We start from the raw sequence: 16,185 nt of genomic DNA on the forward strand, positions 1-16,185 counted from the left end.
ACGAAAGTTTGAAAGACGCTGGATATAGAGTATCCTGACGCTGTTTTTAACACAGTTGTAATAAGAGGTTAATCCCTTGAGTGACATGGCGAAAAACCTAATACTCTGGCTGGTCATTGCCGTTGTGCTGATGTCAGTATTCCAGAGCTTTGGGCCCAGCGAGTCTAATGGCCGTAAGGTGGATTATTCAACCTTCCTGCAAGAGGTCAACCAGGACCAGGTTCGCGAAGCGCGTATCAACGGACGTGAGATCAACGTTACCAAGAAAGATAGTAACCGTTACACGACTTACATTCCGGTCAACGATCCGAAGCTGCTCGATAACCTGTTGACGAAAAACGTCAAAGTGGTTGGCGAACCGCCGGAAGAACCGAGCCTGCTGGCTTCCATCTTTATTTCCTGGTTCCCGATGCTGTTGCTGATCGGCGTCTGGATCTTCTTCATGCGGCAAATGCAGGGCGGCGGCGGAAAGGGCGCGATGTCCTTCGGCAAAAGCAAAGCCCGTATGCTGACGGAAGACCAGATCAAAACCACTTTTGCCGATGTCGCCGGTTGCGACGAAGCGAAAGAGGAAGTCGGTGAACTGGTTGAATACCTGCGTGAACCGAGCCGCTTCCAGAAGCTGGGCGGTAAAATCCCGAAAGGCGTCCTGATGGTCGGCCCTCCGGGTACCGGTAAAACGCTGCTGGCGAAAGCTATCGCCGGTGAGGCGAAAGTACCATTCTTCACCATTTCTGGTTCTGACTTCGTTGAAATGTTCGTCGGTGTGGGCGCATCGCGTGTGCGTGACATGTTCGAACAGGCCAAGAAAGCGGCACCGTGCATTATCTTCATCGATGAAATCGACGCCGTCGGTCGCCAGCGTGGCGCTGGTCTTGGCGGTGGTCACGATGAACGTGAACAGACGCTTAACCAGATGCTGGTTGAGATGGATGGCTTCGAAGGTAACGAAGGCATTATCGTTATCGCGGCGACCAACCGTCCTGACGTACTTGACCCGGCGCTGCTGCGTCCAGGCCGTTTTGACCGTCAGGTTGTTGTAGGGCTGCCGGATGTCCGCGGTCGTGAACAGATTCTGAAAGTTCACATGCGTCGCGTACCGTTGTCGCCTGATATCGACGCGGCAATCATTGCGCGCGGTACCCCGGGCTTCTCGGGTGCTGACCTGGCGAACCTGGTCAACGAAGCCGCTCTGTTTGCTGCCCGTGGCAACAAACGCGTGGTATCGATGGTCGAGTTCGAAAAAGCGAAAGACAAAATCATGATGGGTGCGGAACGTCGCTCCATGGTGATGACGGAAGCGCAGAAAGAATCCACCGCATACCACGAAGCGGGCCATGCGATTATCGGCCGCCTGGTACCGGAACACGATCCGGTGCACAAAGTGACGATTATTCCGCGCGGTCGTGCGCTGGGTGTGACCTTCTTCCTGCCGGAAGGCGATGCTATCAGCGCCAGCCGTCAGAAGCTGGAAAGCCAGATTTCGACCCTGTACGGCGGTCGTCTGGCGGAAGAGATTATCTACGGTGTGGAACATGTTTCTACCGGTGCGTCGAACGACATTAAAGTCGCGACGAACCTGGCACGTAACATGGTGACGCAGTGGGGCTTCTCCGACAAACTCGGTCCGCTGCTGTATGCGGAAGAAGAGGGCGAAGTTTTCCTGGGGCGTAGCGTTGCGAAAGCGAAACATATGTCCGATGAGACTGCACGTATCATCGACCAGGAAGTGAAATCGCTGGTTGAACGCAACTACAACCGTGCTCGTCAGATTCTGAATGACAACATGGACATCCTGCATTCGATGAAAGATGCGCTCATGAAATATGAGACCATCGACGCACCGCAGATTGATGACCTGATGGCTCGCCGCGAAGTTCGCCCACCTGCGGGCTGGGAAGATCCGAACGGCACCAATAACTCTGGCAACAATGGCACCCCGAGTGCGCCGCGTCCGGTCGATGAACCGCGTACGCCAAACCCGGGTAACACCATGTCAGAGCAACTGGGCGACAAATAAGTTAGCCGCTATTGATGTTGTTATGTCTATCGAAACCCCGGGGCGCCTGCCGCTCCGGGGTTTTTCTTTTTATTAACCTTCCGGATTCATGGATTTCGCGATGAAACTCGTAGCCCAGGGCTCAACCCTCGATCTCTCCCATCCTCACGTAATGGGTATCCTTAACGTGACGCCAGATTCATTCTCCGATGGCGGCACACATAACTCGCTCGTGGAGGCGGTTAAGCATGCCAATCTGATGATAAATGCGGGAGCGACTATCATTGATATCGGCGGCGAATCGACCCGTCCGGGAGCGTTGGATGTGAGCGTCGAAGAGGAGCTGGCGCGCGTGATCCCGGTGGTAGAAGCCGTTGCTCAGCGTTTTGAAGTCTGGATCTCGGTAGACACGTCGAAGCCAGAAGTGATCCGTGAGTCCGCTCGGGCAGGCGCGCATATTATTAACGATATCCGTTCGCTGACCGAGCCTGGGGCGCTGGAAGCCGCGGCACAAACCGGGCTACCGGTGTGTCTGATGCATATGCAGGGGCAGCCAAAAACGATGCAGGAAGCACCGAAGTACGATGATGTCTTTGCCGATGTCGCCCGCTTCTTCACCGAGCATATCGTGCGCTGTGAACAGGCGGGTATCGCAAAAGAGAAATTGTTGCTCGACCCGGGATTCGGTTTCGGTAAAAATCTTGCCCATAATTATGAGCTACTTGCCCGACTCGGCGAGTTCCATCAGTTCGGTCTCCCGCTGCTGGTTGGCATGTCGCGCAAATCGATGGTCGGCCAACTGCTTAACGTCGGGCCGACGGAACGCCTCAGCGGCAGCCTGGCGTGTGCAGTGATTGCAGCGATGCAGGGCGCGCAGATTATTCGCGTCCATGACGTCAAAGAAACGGTAGAAGCGCTACGCGTGGTGGAAGCCACCCTGAGCACAAAGGAAAATAAACGTTATGAGTAACCGCAAATATTTTGGCACCGATGGTATCCGTGGCCGCGTGGGTGATGCGCCAATTACCCCGGAATTCGTGCTCAAGCTGGGCTGGGCTGCGGGCAAGGTGCTGGCGCGCCACGGTTCACGCAAAATCATTATTGGTAAAGATACCCGTATCTCTGGCTATATGCTGGAATCGGCGCTGGAGGCAGGGCTGGCTGCGGCGGGGCTCTCCGCTTCTTTCACCGGTCCAATGCCTACTCCGGCGGTGGCTTACCTGACGCGAGCCTTCCGTGCTGAAGCCGGGATTGTCATTTCAGCTTCGCATAACCCGTTCTATGACAACGGGATCAAATTCTTCTCTATTGAAGGCACAAAGCTGCCGGATAACGTAGAAGAGGCGATTGAAGCGGAAATGGAAAAAGAGCTCACCTGCGTTGATTCGGCCGAATTGGGCAAAGCCAGCCGTATCGTGGATGCCGCCGGCCGTTATATTGAATTCTGCAAAGGTACCTTCCCGAACGAACTGAGCCTGAATGCGCTCAAAGTGGTTGTCGACTGCGCCCATGGCGCGACCTATCACATTGCGCCGAATGTATTCCGCGAGTTGGGTGCTCAGGTGATCGCGATGGGTTGTGAGCCGAACGGGCTCAATATCAACGAAGAGGTCGGAGCAACCGACGTACGCGCCCTGCAGGCTCGCGTACTGGCCGAAAAAGCCGATCTGGGTATCGCCTATGATGGCGATGGCGACCGCGTCATCATGGTCGACCATGAAGGTAACAAGGTCGATGGCGATCAGATTCTGTATATCATCGCCCGGGAAGGTCTGCGGCAGGGCCAGCTGCGCGGCGGCGCGGTGGGAACGTTAATGAGTAATATGGGGCTGGAGCTGGCGCTCAAACAGCTGGGCATTCCGTTTGTCCGGGCTAAAGTGGGTGACCGCTATGTCCTCGAGAAGCTGCAGGAGAAAGGCTGGCGTATCGGCGCGGAAAACTCCGGCCACGTTATCCTGCTGGATAAAACCACCACCGGTGACGGTATCGTCGCGAGTCTGCAGGTTGTGGCGGCGATGGTGCGTAACCACATGAGTCTGCATGACCTGTGTAGCGGCATGAAAATGTTCCCGCAAATCCTGGTCAACGTCCGTTTCACCGAAGGCAGTGGCAACCCGCTGGAACATGAAAACGTGAAAGCGGTGATGGCGGAAGTGGAAGCGGCATTGGGCAACCGTGGTCGTGTGCTGCTGCGCAAATCGGGTACCGAGCCGCTCATTCGCGTCATGGTCGAAGGCGAGCACGAAGAGCAGGTGCATGAGTTCGCGCATCGTATCGCCGATGCGGTGAAAAACGCCTGATTAAGCCGGTGATTTATTTTCTCGTCTGCGCAGTGGTGCCGTCGGCACCAGACAACGTGAAATAATTATGCGGACTGACAGGGTGCTAAGTGTTTAAAAAGGCGGCGCTTGCCGCCTTTTTCTTCGCCAAAAAATCGTTTTTTGCTGTTTTTTTCCGCAGTTGATACAATGCACCGAAATTGCCCTTGCGAAGGTCATTCGCTTTGGTTAGTATTCACACCCGCTTCAGTGGGAAACATTAAAACCTCCCGCTTTATTGGTTGAAGCAATTGGTATGCGGCGAATCCGCAAGGAACAGGTTGATTATGCAAGAAGCTCTTTTAGTTGTTTTCCTTATTGTAGCGATTGGCCTCGTTGGTCTGATCATGCTGCAGCAAGGTAAAGGCGCTGATATGGGAGCCTCCTTCGGAGCAGGCGCTTCCGGCACGTTGTTTGGATCCAGCGGTTCTGGTAACTTCATGACCCGCATGACTGGTATTCTGGCAGCGTTGTTCTTCATCATCAGTCTGGTGCTGGGCAATATCAACAGCAACAAGACCAATAAAGGAAGTGAGTGGGATAATCTGAGCGCGCCGAAAACCGAGCAGACTCAGCCAACAGCGCCGGCACAGCCGAGCAGCGATATCCCGCACTAATAGTTATATCCGTGCCGAGGTGGTGGAATTGGTAGACACGCTACCTTGAGGTGGTAGTGCCCGATTGGGCTTACGGGTTCAAGTCCCGTCCTCGGTACCAATATTCCGAAAAAAAGACGCTGAAAAGCGTCTTTTTTTTTGCCTTCGACAGGCGCTTATTTATTTATAAATAACTCTTCACTGGTCTTGAACCCACCGCAATCGCTAAAGTCGCGCTCATCTATTCAGAAGAGGTGAAGTGACGCCATGAAAAAAATCAGGTCGTTTATCATTGCCGGCGCCCTGTGTTTGTCCGGATGCAGTACTACGCCGTCGGCGGATACCGTGGACACTATTAACACTTTAACGGTGCCGGTATTGCATAGTGACGCGCAGCTTTCAGGGCAGAGTGCTCAGGCGGTGGTCAGTTGTTTCCAGGATAATAGCGCAATTATCGGCAGCCTGAGCCGGTCGTTAAAAGATAACTACCTGCAGGATGCTTCTAAAAAAGACATCTTTGATAAAGACAGCGAGGCGTTCCACGTCTACAGCGCTCTGACGAAACTGGAACAGATGTCAGCGATGAACGAGGTTTATCGTAAAGAGAACAACATTGCCGGACTGCAGGTGATTAACCGCCTGCTGAAAGCCGTTCCTGTGGCGGCATAGGCGAATGAGGGATTGCCGTCGGCAATCCCTTTTTGCATCAGAAACGGAAGTTGAAACCTGCATAAGCGCCATCAGCCAACGTGTTGTCATGATGAGCGTCTTTCCCCGCCATATCGATATAGCGATATCCGGCTTCAATATTCAGCGATTTAATCACGTTAATCCGCACGCCGGCATTGGCTTCCACGTAGTCATCGACGCCGCTGGACATGGAGTCCGGAGAATAATAGGTTTCACCGAAAAGCGTAAAGTATTGGCCCAGCGGAAGCTGTGCACCGCCGCCCAGTGCGACGGCGTAGCCTTCATCGCTGTCTTGCGGATTCAGATAGAGCGCTTTGCCACCCAGAGTCAGGAGAAACGGACCGAGGTTAAAGTTATAGCCCATGCCTAACCCGGCGACGTCGCCGTCATTATCGCTGTGCGCCCAGTTGCCGTTAAAGGTCATACCCGGTTCTTCGGCACCGAAGCTGGCGGAAAGGTTAGTGAATTCTTCCCCCGCCTCTCCGTGTAAGTTTACCGATGCGCAGGCGGCGCTGCTGGCGCCGAGAGCGGCAACTAACAGAACTGATTTCGGAGTGATCATGCTCATTGTTGAATTCCTTCAGGTAAAAAAATGCCCGATACGGGCGTTCGGGCAAAAATTTAACGGGTTTTTGGGTTTAATCGTTATTTACTGAAGCGCGATACCTTTGTCACGATTGCGCCAGGGGTATCGACACTTACGCTTTGCTGATTATTGGCAGCGTCGCTGGCGCGCTAAAAGATCGCGCGACCAGCCCAGTCTGGTATGACATCCGGATAGCGCGCCATCTGCTGACGGACCATCCATCAGGCGTTTTCAGGGACAGCTGAAGCACCTGATTTCTCCACCCATCCTCGCGCCTGAAGGGACATAAATGCCTGCAGCAGCCGGATGAGGGTTAATCCTCACATCAGACAACTCTTCCCAACGTATCGCCCACCTGGTCGATGAGGTACGGTCGAAGAAGATCGTCATAGTGCCAGCTGCAGAAACCGGTGTTGTCGTATCGCGCACCGGGACAGAAGGATATTAACCTTCGCACGGTACAGGGATTGACTGTGAATGGTATAAGGAGAACCATCTTCATTCCTGAGCTTGTTGTTCAGTTTTCAACACACAATCAGTGTGATAAATACATGAGCCCAGAATAAAATTATTTATCGCTTGTCGTTATCATTTGTTTGTTTAAATTTAAATTCTTCAGTCGACCCGGCGCCGACAACAATAGATAAGCGATAAATAGCCGATGGATGATTAGAATTTTTCAGGAAGCGAGCTTACGCTTTGTAAATAACCACCGCGGGCGAACTCAATATATCCTCCTTTTTTTAACGCCGACAGCACATTGAGAATACTGCTGCGTGAAAGATGGGTGCGGTCCTGAATATATTCGAGGATGGAGACCCGTAGTCGCGTCTCTTCCGGCAACAGCAGCATCTCCAGCAGATGATTGCGAATCACCGAGTAGGTACGTTGCTGCAGCACCAGATCGTCCCGGTACACCAGATAGGAAGTATGGTATGCCAGCAGACGGGTCACCTCTTCCCACAGGTTATGCTCACGGAACAGTTTGATGGCTTGCTCGCTGTCGATACGCAGAACTTCGGAGGCGACCTCAGCACGCAGAGCGTGGCTATGGCTCGGCTGCAGTATCTCGGCGACGCCAAACAGATGAGGTTCATAGACGGTCACGATCAATAATTTATCAGATGAACGAATGACGGACAGCTCACCTTTTTTTAAAAGATAGAGCTGCGCTTTACCTTTATAGTTCGGCGTCAGCCTTTTTCTGGCAACGACATTCATAGGTGTAGCATACGGTTCGAGCGTTTCCAGCAGACGGTTGATCGCCTGGTTTGGCCTGACCGGGGGATTAATATTCATCGCGATCCTCGTGGGGTCAAGGATAAATGTATTCGGGTGATTATAGACAATAATTATAAAAAATTGCGACAGGTAAAAATTACCAGACTAAGACTTTTCTGATGCCGTGTGTTGAGCAGATAAAAAAAGCCGACGGATTAACGTCGGCTGAGAGCATAGTTGAAAACAGATTATTTGTCTCTGTTTTCCAGGTTTTCTACCTGCGGCAGGCCGGTGGCCGAAGAGGCGCTCAGCAGGCCCGATTGCGCGTAACCAAACAGCTTGTCACGGGTATCGGTAATATCCAGATTACGCATCGTCAGTTGACCAATACGGTCTTCCGCCGAGAACATGGAGTCGCCTTTTTCCATCGTCAGACGTTCGGCTTTGTAGGTCAGATTATCGGAGACGGTATTCAGGATGGAGTAGTCGTTTCCGCGACGCAGCTCCAGCGTCACCTCGCCGGTAATGGCGCTGGCCACCCAACGCTGCAGCGCATCGCGCAGCATCAGGGCCTGGGAATCGAACCAACGGCCCTGATACAGCAGGCGGCCCAGCTGACGACCATGGGCATGGTACTGCTCGATGGTATCTTCGTTATGGATACCGGTCAGCAGGCGCTCATAAGCAATATGCAGCAGTGCCATCCCCGGGGCTTCATAAATACCGCGGCTCTTCGCTTCGATGATGCGGTTCTCGATCTGATCGCTCATGCCCAGACCGTGACGACCGCCGATGCGGTTCGCTTCCAGCATCAGCTCAACGTCATCGCTGAAGGTTTTACCGTTCAACGCCACCGGATGACCCTGTTCAAAACGGACAGTCACTTCCTCGGCCGGGATTTTGACGCTTTCGTCCCAGAACTTGACGCCCATGATCGGGTTAACGATTTTCACGCTGGAGTTGAGGAATTCCAGATCTTTCGCTTCGTGCGTTGCGCCCAGCATATTGGAGTCGGTGGAGTAGGCTTTTTCAACGGACATTTTGTAGTCAAAGCCACAGGAAATCATGAACTCAGACATTTCCTGGCGACCGCCCAGCTCATCGATAAAGTCGCTATCCAGCCACGGTTTGTAAATTTTCAGCTCGGCATTGGTCAGCAGACCATAGCGATAGAAACGCTCGATATCGTTGCCTTTGTAAGTGCTGCCGTCACCCCAGATATTGACGCCATCTTCTTTCATCGCGGCAACCAGCATTGTGCCGGTTACCGCGCGGCCCAGCGGGGTGGTGTTAAAGTAGGTCAGACCGCCAGTGGTATTGTGGAAAGCACCGCACTGAATCGCGGCGATCCCTTCGGCGACCAGCTGCTTACGGCAGTCGATCAGACGAGCGCCTTCTGCACCGTACTCTTTGGCGCGACGAGGGATTGCATCGTAATCTTCTTCGTCAGGCTGGCCCAGGTTTGCGGTATAGGCATAAGGAACTGCACCTTTTTTGCGCATCCACAGCAGTGCGGCGCTGGTATCCAGACCACCAGAGAAAGCGATACCAATACGTTGACCAACCGGGAGATGCTTAAGAATCGTCGTCATAAAATAAAACCCTGCTAGATAGACTGTTGTGAGTTCGGTTTATCAAGTCGTAGAACCTGTCCCATTTGACTATTCTGCCTGCCGTTTTTTCTCCGGACAAAGTGCATAATCTTCACGAGCATTGACGCTGCGCTGGTGACTGCGCGCTTCCGTACCCAAAGAGGCGGTAGCAATGGCGTCAAATGGAACAAGTTCTTATTGCATGTTTATGCATTAATTATGAGTTTTCATTTAATCATCTTTTGCGGATGACAGGAAGTGCTTCATTGCTTTTTTGCTAAAAAAGAGCGAGATGGCAGCACAAACGCGAACAGGGAGAGATGAAATACATGTTGACAAAATATAGAGTTTATCAATAAACTTTACCACGATTTTATGTCCCGTCCTCGGTACCAAATCCCAGCAGTATTTGCGTCTTTTGCTCAATAAGAGTAAAATATGCCACGTTTCAGGCGCGGGGTGGAGCAGCCTGGTAGCTCGTCGGGCTCATAACCCGAAGGTCGTCGGTTCAAATCCGGCCCCCGCAACCACTTTCCCATTGAGTACTTTTTCAAATATACTGTGAGGACCTGGTCCTTCGTATCCGAATTTGAAAGAATTCTCCTGGAAGGTGTTCCAGATCGCAGTTGCGATCGCAGGGTTCAGTTATCTAAAACCCCGATTTATCGGGGTTTTTTGTTATCTGACTTCAGAATAACTGGGCTATACGCCCTTTTTTTATGTCTTGGGGGTGGGTTTGTCCACATTAGAGCAAAAATTAACAGAGATGCTCACGGCGCCGGTTGAAGCGCTTGGCTTTGAGCTGGTCGGCATCGAATTCATTCGCGGTCGCACATCCACACTGCGCATCTATATTGATAGTGATGATGGCATCAATGTTGATGATTGTGCTGATGTGAGCCACCAGGTCAGCGCTGTCATGGATGTCGAAGATCCAATCACCGTAGCTTACAACCTGGAAGTGTCTTCACCTGGTCTCGATCGCCCGATGTTTACCGCCGAACACTATGAGCGTTTTTCCGGTGAGGAAGTCGCGCTGGTATTGCGTATGGCGGTACAGAACCGTCGCAAATGGCAGGGCATTATCAAAGCGGTAGACGGTGAAATGATCACGGTAACCGTCGAAGGCAAAGATGAAGTGTTCGCGCTGAGTAACATCCAGAAGGCGAACCTGGTTCCCCACTTTTAACAGTCTGGATTGAGGTGAAAGGCCCCGATGAACAAAGAAATTTTGGCTGTTGTTGAAGCCGTTTCCAACGAAAAGGCGCTGCCGCGCGAAAAGATTTTCGAAGCGCTGGAAAGTGCTCTGGCAACGGCAACCAAGAAAAAATACGAACAAGAGATCGATGTGCGTGTAAGCATCGATCGTCGTAGCGGCGATTTTGATACCTTCCGTCGCTGGCTGGTCGTTGAAGAAGTGACTCAGCCGACGCGCGAAATTACGCTTGAAGCGGCGCGCTACGAAGACGAGAGCATGAATCCTGGTGACTACGTTGAGGACCAGATTGAATCCGTCACCTTCGACCGTATCACTACGCAGACCGCGAAACAGGTTATCGTACAGAAAGTCCGTGAAGCTGAACGCGCCATGGTTGTCGATCAGTTCCGCGAGCACGAAGGTGAAATCATCACCGGCGTAGTGAAGAAAGTAAACCGCGACAACATCACTCTGGATCTGGGCAGCAATGCTGAAGCCGTGATCCTGCGTGAAGATATGCTGCCGCGTGAGAACTTCCGTCCAGGTGACCGTATTCGCGGTGTCCTGTATGCGGTTCGTCCGGAAGCGCGCGGCGCTCAGCTGTTCGTAACCCGTTCTAAGCCGGAAATGCTGGTTGAACTGTTCCGTATTGAAGTACCGGAAATCGGCGAAGAAGTTCTCGAAATCAAAGCCGCCGCTCGCGATCCGGGCTCCCGTGCCAAGATTGCGGTGAAAACCAACGATAAGCGTATCGACCCGGTTGGCGCTTGCGTAGGTATGCGTGGCGCACGCGTTCAGGCGGTTTCAACCGAACTGGGCGGCGAGCGTATCGATATCGTCCTGTGGGATGATAACCCGGCGCAATTCGTGATTAACGCGATGGCACCGGCTGACGTCGCATCTATCGTGGTGGATGAAGATAAACACACCATGGATATTGCGGTTGAAGCGGGCAATCTGGCGCAGGCGATTGGCCGTAACGGTCAAAACGTGCGTCTGGCCTCACAGCTGAGCGGCTGGGAACTCAACGTGATGACCGTTGACGACCTGCAGGCGAAGCATCAGGCCGAAGCCCACGCGGCTATCGATACCTTCACGAAATATCTTGATATTGATGAAGATTTCGCCACGCTGCTGGTTGAAGAAGGTTTCGCGACGCTGGAAGAACTGGCCTATGTGCCGGTGAAAGAACTGCTGGAAATCGACGGTCTGGATGAAGCCACCGTTGAAGCACTTCGCGAGCGTGCGAAAAACGCGCTGACCACGTTGGCGCTGGCTCAGGAAGAAAGCCTGGGAGATACTAAACCTGCCGATGATTTATTAAATCTGGAAGGTTTAGAACGTTTGATGGCTTTCAAACTGGCTGCCCGTGGTGTTTGTACGCTGGAAGATCTCGCCGAGCAGGGCATTGATGATCTGGCTGATATCGAAGGGTTGACCGACGAAAAAGCCGGAGAGCTCATCATGGCCGCCCGTAATATTTGTTGGTTCGGCGACGAAGCGTAATAAACTGTAGCAGGAAGGAACAGCATGACAGATGTGACTATTAAAGCGCTGGCCTCAGAGATTCAGACCTCTGTGGATCGCCTGATACAGCAATTTGCTGATGCAGGGATTCGCAAATCGGCTGATGATTCTGTGACGGCGCAAGAGAAGCAGACCTTGTTGACGCACCTGAACCGTGAGCACGGTTCGGCGCCCGACAAGCTGACGCTGCAGCGCAAAACGCGCAGCACGTTAAATATTCCAGGTACCGGTGGTAAAAGTAAATCGGTACAAATCGAAGTCCGCAAGAAGCGCACCTTTGTGAAACGCGACCCGCAAGAGGCAGAACGCCTTGCCGCGGAAGAGCAGGCGCAGCGTGAAGCGGAAGAGCAAGCCCATCGCGAGGCAGAAGAAGCTGCCAAGCGAGAGGCGCAATTAAAAGCTGAACGTGAGGCCGCAGAACAAGCTAAACGTGAAGTCGCTGAGAAAGCGAAACGTGAAGCTGCGGAAAAAGACAAAGTGAGCAATCAACAAACCGACGACATGACAAAAAGCGCCCAGGCTGAAAAGATCCGCCGTGAAAACGAAGCAGCAGAGCTGAAACGTAAAGCGGAAGAAGAAGCACGTCGCAAGCTTGAAGAAGAAGCGCGCCGCGTAGCGGACGAAGCACGCCGTATGGCTGCAGAAAACGAAAAGAACTGGACCGAAACGCCAGAAGCTCCAGAAGAAACCAGCGATTATCACGTGACGACGTCTCAGCACGCTCGTCAGGCTGAAGATGATAACGATCGCGAAGTAGAAGGCGGCCGTGGCCGCGGTCGCAACAGCAAAGCTGCGCGTCCGAAGAAAGGCAACAAGCACGCCGAATCAAAAGCCGATCGTGAAGAAGCCCGTGCAGCCGTTCGTGGCGGCAAAGGCGGCAAGCGTAAAGGTTCTTCTCTGCAACAGGGCTTCCAGAAGCCTGCGCAGGCTGTAAACCGTGACGTTATCATCGGTGAAACCATCACCGTTGGCGAGCTGGCTAACAAGATGGCGGTCAAAGGCTCTCAGGTCATCAAAGCGATGATGAAGCTGGGCGCGATGGCAACCATCAACCAGGTCATCGACCAGGAAACCGCACAGCTGGTTGCCGAAGAGATGGGCCACAAAGTTATCCTGCGTCGTGAGAACGAGCTGGAAGAAGCGGTAATGAGCGACCGTGATACCGGCGCGGCGGCAGAAGCCCGTGCACCGGTTGTGACCATCATGGGTCACGTTGACCACGGTAAAACCTCTCTGCTGGACTACATTCGTTCAACCAAAGTGGCATCCGGCGAAGCGGGTGGTATTACCCAGCACATCGGTGCATACCACGTTGAAACCGAAAACGGGATGATCACCTTCCTGGATACTCCGGGTCACGCCGCGTTTACCTCAATGCGTGCTCGTGGTGCGCAGGCAACGGATATCGTTGTTCTGGTTGTTGCTGCCGACGATGGCGTGATGCCACAGACTATCGAAGCTATCCAGCACGCAAAAGCGGCTCAGGTGCCGGTAGTGGTTGCGGTCAACAAGATCGACAAACCTGAAGCGGATATGGATCGCGTTAAAAACGAACTGTCTCAGTACGGCGTTATGCCGGAAGAGTGGGGCGGCGAATCTCAGTTCATCCCTGTTTCTGCGAAAGCGGGTACCGGTATTGATGACCTGTTGAATGCTATCCTGCTGCAGGCTGAAGTTCTGGAGCTGAAAGCTGTACGTAACGGTATGGCCAGCGGCGCGGTTATCGAATCCTTCCTGGATAAAGGTCGTGGTCCGGTAGCAACCGTTCTGGTTCGCGAAGGTACTCTGCACAAGGGCGACATCGTTCTGTGCGGCTTCGAATACGGTCGCGTTCGTGCGATGCGTAACGAACTGGGTCAGGAAGTTCTGGAAGCGGGTCCGTCCATTCCGGTGGAAATCCTCGGTCTGTCCGGTGTTCCGGCTGCGGGTGATGAAGTGACCGTTGTTCGTGACGAGAAGAAAGCGCGTGAAGTTGCGCTGTATCGTCAGGGCAAATTCCGTGAAGTTAAACTGGCGCGCCAGCAGAAATCTAAACTCGAGAACATGTTCGCTAACATGACTGAAGGCGAAGTTCACGAAGTGAACGTCGTACTGAAGGCGGACGTTCAGGGTTCTGTCGAAGCGATCTCCGACTCTTTACTGAAACTGTCTACCGACGAAGTCAAAGTGAAGATCATCGGTTCTGGCGTAGGTGGTATCACCGAAACCGACGCGACCCTGGCTGCGGCATCCAACGCCATCCTGGTCGGCTTCAACGTACGTGCCGATGCATCTGCACGTAAAGTTATCGAAGCGGAAAGCCTGGATCTGCGCTACTACTCCGTCATCTATAACCTGATCGACGAAGTGAAAGCGGCGATGAGCGGTATGCTCTCTCCGGAACTGAAACAGCAGATCATCGGTCTGGCTGAAGTCCGTGATGTCTTTAAATCGCCGAAATTTGGCGCTATCGCGGGCTGTATGGTTACCGAAGGGACGATCAAACGTCATAACCCAATCCGCGTTCTGCGCGACAACGTGGTTATCTATGAAGGCGAGCTGGAATCCCTGCGCCGCTTCAAAGATGACGTTAACGAAGTCCGTAACGGTATGGAATGTGGTATCGGCGTGAAGAACTACAACGACGTTCGCGTTGGCGATATGATCGAAGTGTTCGAAATCATCGAGATCCAGCGTACCATCGCCTAATCTTCGTCGGTTTTTGGGCCGCCACGCGTTGGCTGCGCTCGCTCGCCCCGGTCGCATCGTTATCTATGCTCCCGGGGATTGATGAGAGACCTCTGTCTCTCTCACCGGAGGCCAGCCTTCGGTTGTTCAAATTCGTCCCCGATGAATTTGTCACGAGCCTGCCGCCTTGTTGCCACCCAACATCCTTAGACGATTGACTAGCGTAGGCCGGGTTAGCATAGCGCCACCCGGCAATAATTCTAAAAAGGGGCTTATGGCCCCTTTTTTGTCTTTATCTGGAGAATTTATTATGGCGAAAGAATTTGGTCGCCCGCAGCGCGTGGCTCAGGAGATGCAAAAAGAGATTGCTATCATCCTGCAGCGCGAAATTAAAGACCCGCGTCTGGGCATGATGACCACCGTTTCTGGTGTTGAAATGTCTCGCGATCTGGCTTATGCCAAAGTCTTCGTGACCTTTCTGAACGACAAAGACGAAGCCGCGGTGAAAGCCGGTATTAAAGCATTGCAGGAAGCATCCGGCTTTATCCGTTCCCTGCTGGGGAAAGCGATGCGACTGCGTATCGTGCCGGAACTGACCTTCTTCTACGACAACTCGTTGGTTGAAGGGATGCGTATGTCTAACCTGGTGACCAGCGTGGTGAAGCATGACGATGAGCGTCGTGTGAACCCGGACGACAGCAAGGAGGACTGATGAGTCGTCCTCGTCGTCGCGGTCGCGATGTGCATGGCGTGCTGTTGCTGGATAAACCTCAGGGCGCGTCCAGCAACGATGTACTGCAGAAAGTCAAACGTATCTATAACGCGAATCGCGCAGGGCACACCGGTGCGCTGGATCCGCTGGCAACCGGCATGCTGCCGATTTGTCTCGGGGAAGCCACGAAGTTTTCCCAGTATCTGCTGGATTCCGATAAGCGCTATCGTGTGATTGCGAAGCTCGGACAGCGTACCGACACCTCTGATGCCGATGGCCTGGTGGTGGAAGAGCGCCCGCTGACCTTCAGCGACGAACAGCTGGCGGCGGCGCTGGACAGTTTCCGCGGCGAAACCCAACAGGTACCGTCGATGTATTCGGCGCTGAAATACCAGGGGAAAAAGCTCTACGAATATGCCCGTCAGGGGATTGACGTCCCGCGTGAAGCCCGGCCGATTAACGTCTATGAGCTGCTGTTTATCCGCCACGAAGGGGATGAGCTGGAGCTGGAAATTCACTGCTCCAAAGGCACCTATATCCGGACGATTATTGACGATCTGGGTGAGAAACTGGGCTGTGGCGCACACGTTATTTATCTGCGTCGTCTGGCCGTCAGCAAATATCCGGTTGAGCGGATGGTGACGCTGGAGCAGCTGCAGGCGCTGGTTGAACAGGCCATGGCGCAGGATATTCCTGCCGCGCAGCTGCTCGATCCGCTGCTGATGCCGATGGACAGCCCGGCGTCGGACTATCCTCTGGTTAATATTCCCGAAACATCGGCTGTTTACTTTAAGAATGGCAACCCGGTCCGTACAGCAGGCGCCCCGCTACAGGGCCTGGTGCGGGTCACTGAAGGTGAAGAGGGTAAGTTTCTCGGTATGGGTGAGATTGACGATGAAGGCCGCGTGGCGCCGCGTCGTCTGGTTGTCGAATACCCAGCTTGAGGGCTGTTCTTGCGATAAAAGCCGGCTGCGGGTAGAATATCGCCGCTTAACGTCCGCAAAAGTGTTTTAACATTTTCGGGCGTTGCATCAGGGGTCGCTGAATTAGAGATCGGCACCCTTTCTTTCTTTTAAATC

At 53.3% G+C, this 16,185-nt stretch carries 13 protein-coding genes and 2 tRNA genes; 12 read left to right on the forward strand and 3 right to left on the reverse strand.

What is annotated here, in order from left to right:
- Positions 1 to 85: 85 nt before the first annotated feature.
- From ftsH to Q1L34_RS02765, 6 genes are all read left to right on the forward strand, one after another.
- Positions 86 to 2,020, forward strand: coding sequence for an ATP-dependent zinc metalloprotease FtsH (gene ftsH, locus Q1L34_RS02740; protein ID WP_015585660.1), 1,935 nt, complete (start codon positions 86 to 88; stop codon positions 2,018 to 2,020).
- A 100-nt stretch (positions 2,021 to 2,120) separates the two neighbouring features.
- Positions 2,121 to 2,969 (forward strand): dihydropteroate synthase, encoded by an 849-nt coding sequence (gene folP, locus Q1L34_RS02745; RefSeq protein WP_004868096.1) that lies wholly within the window; start codon positions 2,121 to 2,123, stop codon positions 2,967 to 2,969.
- Positions 2,962 to 4,299, forward strand: coding sequence for a phosphoglucosamine mutase (gene glmM, locus Q1L34_RS02750; RefSeq protein ID WP_015585662.1), 1,338 nt, complete (start codon positions 2,962 to 2,964; stop codon positions 4,297 to 4,299). The genes folP and glmM overlap by 8 nt, the downstream gene beginning before the upstream one ends.
- A gap of 305 nt (positions 4,300 to 4,604) precedes the next feature.
- Positions 4,605 to 4,934 (forward strand): preprotein translocase subunit SecG, encoded by a 330-nt coding sequence (gene secG, locus Q1L34_RS02755; protein WP_004868090.1) that lies wholly within the window; start codon positions 4,605 to 4,607, stop codon positions 4,932 to 4,934.
- A gap of 13 nt (positions 4,935 to 4,947) precedes the next feature.
- Positions 4,948 to 5,034, forward strand: a tRNA-Leu gene (locus tag Q1L34_RS02760).
- Positions 5,035 to 5,180: 146 nt separating this feature from the next.
- Positions 5,181 to 5,582 (forward strand): hypothetical protein, encoded by a 402-nt coding sequence (locus Q1L34_RS02765; RefSeq protein WP_004868088.1) that lies wholly within the window; start codon positions 5,181 to 5,183, stop codon positions 5,580 to 5,582.
- Between the two features lie 37 nt (positions 5,583 to 5,619).
- On the opposite strand, the gene Q1L34_RS02770 is transcribed toward Q1L34_RS02765, so the two are convergent.
- The 3 genes from Q1L34_RS02770 to argG form a co-directional block, all read right to left on the reverse strand.
- Positions 5,620 to 6,171 carry a YfaZ family outer membrane protein gene (locus Q1L34_RS02770; RefSeq protein ID WP_004868084.1) on the reverse strand — a complete coding sequence of 184 codons (552 nt, stop codon included), beginning with the start codon at positions 6,169 to 6,171 and terminating at the stop codon, positions 5,620 to 5,622.
- A gap of 687 nt (positions 6,172 to 6,858) precedes the next feature.
- Positions 6,859 to 7,488, reverse strand: coding sequence for a helix-turn-helix domain-containing protein (locus tag Q1L34_RS02775; RefSeq protein WP_004868081.1), 630 nt, complete (start codon positions 7,486 to 7,488; stop codon positions 6,859 to 6,861).
- A gap of 170 nt (positions 7,489 to 7,658) precedes the next feature.
- Positions 7,659 to 9,002 (reverse strand): argininosuccinate synthase, encoded by a 1,344-nt coding sequence (gene argG / locus Q1L34_RS02780; protein ID WP_004868077.1) that lies wholly within the window; start codon positions 9,000 to 9,002, stop codon positions 7,659 to 7,661.
- A 453-nt stretch (positions 9,003 to 9,455) separates the two neighbouring features.
- Here argG and Q1L34_RS02785 point away from each other — a divergent pair.
- The 6 genes from Q1L34_RS02785 (at position 9,456) to truB (ending at position 16,050) form a co-directional block, all read left to right on the forward strand.
- Positions 9,456 to 9,532: transfer RNA gene (locus tag Q1L34_RS02785), tRNA-Met, on the forward strand.
- A 206-nt stretch (positions 9,533 to 9,738) separates the two neighbouring features.
- Positions 9,739 to 10,191, forward strand: coding sequence for a ribosome maturation factor RimP (gene rimP / locus Q1L34_RS02790; protein WP_004868075.1), 453 nt, complete (start codon positions 9,739 to 9,741; stop codon positions 10,189 to 10,191).
- A 27-nt stretch (positions 10,192 to 10,218) separates the two neighbouring features.
- Entirely contained in the window at positions 10,219 to 11,706 is a 1,488-nt protein-coding gene (gene nusA / locus Q1L34_RS02795; protein WP_004868073.1) for a transcription termination factor NusA, read from the forward strand.
- Positions 11,707 to 11,730: 24 nt separating this feature from the next.
- Positions 11,731 to 14,415 carry a translation initiation factor IF-2 gene (gene infB, locus Q1L34_RS02800; protein ID WP_004868071.1) on the forward strand — a complete coding sequence of 895 codons (2,685 nt, stop codon included), beginning with the start codon at positions 11,731 to 11,733 and terminating at the stop codon, positions 14,413 to 14,415.
- 289 nt (positions 14,416 to 14,704) lie between these two features.
- A complete protein-coding gene (rbfA, locus tag Q1L34_RS02805) occupies positions 14,705 to 15,106 on the forward strand; it encodes a 30S ribosome-binding factor RbfA (protein ID WP_004106092.1) in 402 nt (133 codons plus the stop codon).
- Positions 15,106 to 16,050 (forward strand): tRNA pseudouridine(55) synthase TruB, encoded by a 945-nt coding sequence (gene truB, locus Q1L34_RS02810; protein ID WP_004868069.1) that lies wholly within the window; start codon positions 15,106 to 15,108, stop codon positions 16,048 to 16,050. The genes rbfA and truB overlap by 1 nt, the downstream gene beginning before the upstream one ends.
- The last annotated feature ends 135 nt before the right edge of the window (positions 16,051 to 16,185 follow it).

Origin of the sequence: Klebsiella ornithinolytica (genome assembly GCF_030505655.1) — a bacterium.
Lineage (GTDB): Bacteria > Pseudomonadota > Gammaproteobacteria > Enterobacterales > Enterobacteriaceae > Klebsiella > Klebsiella ornithinolytica.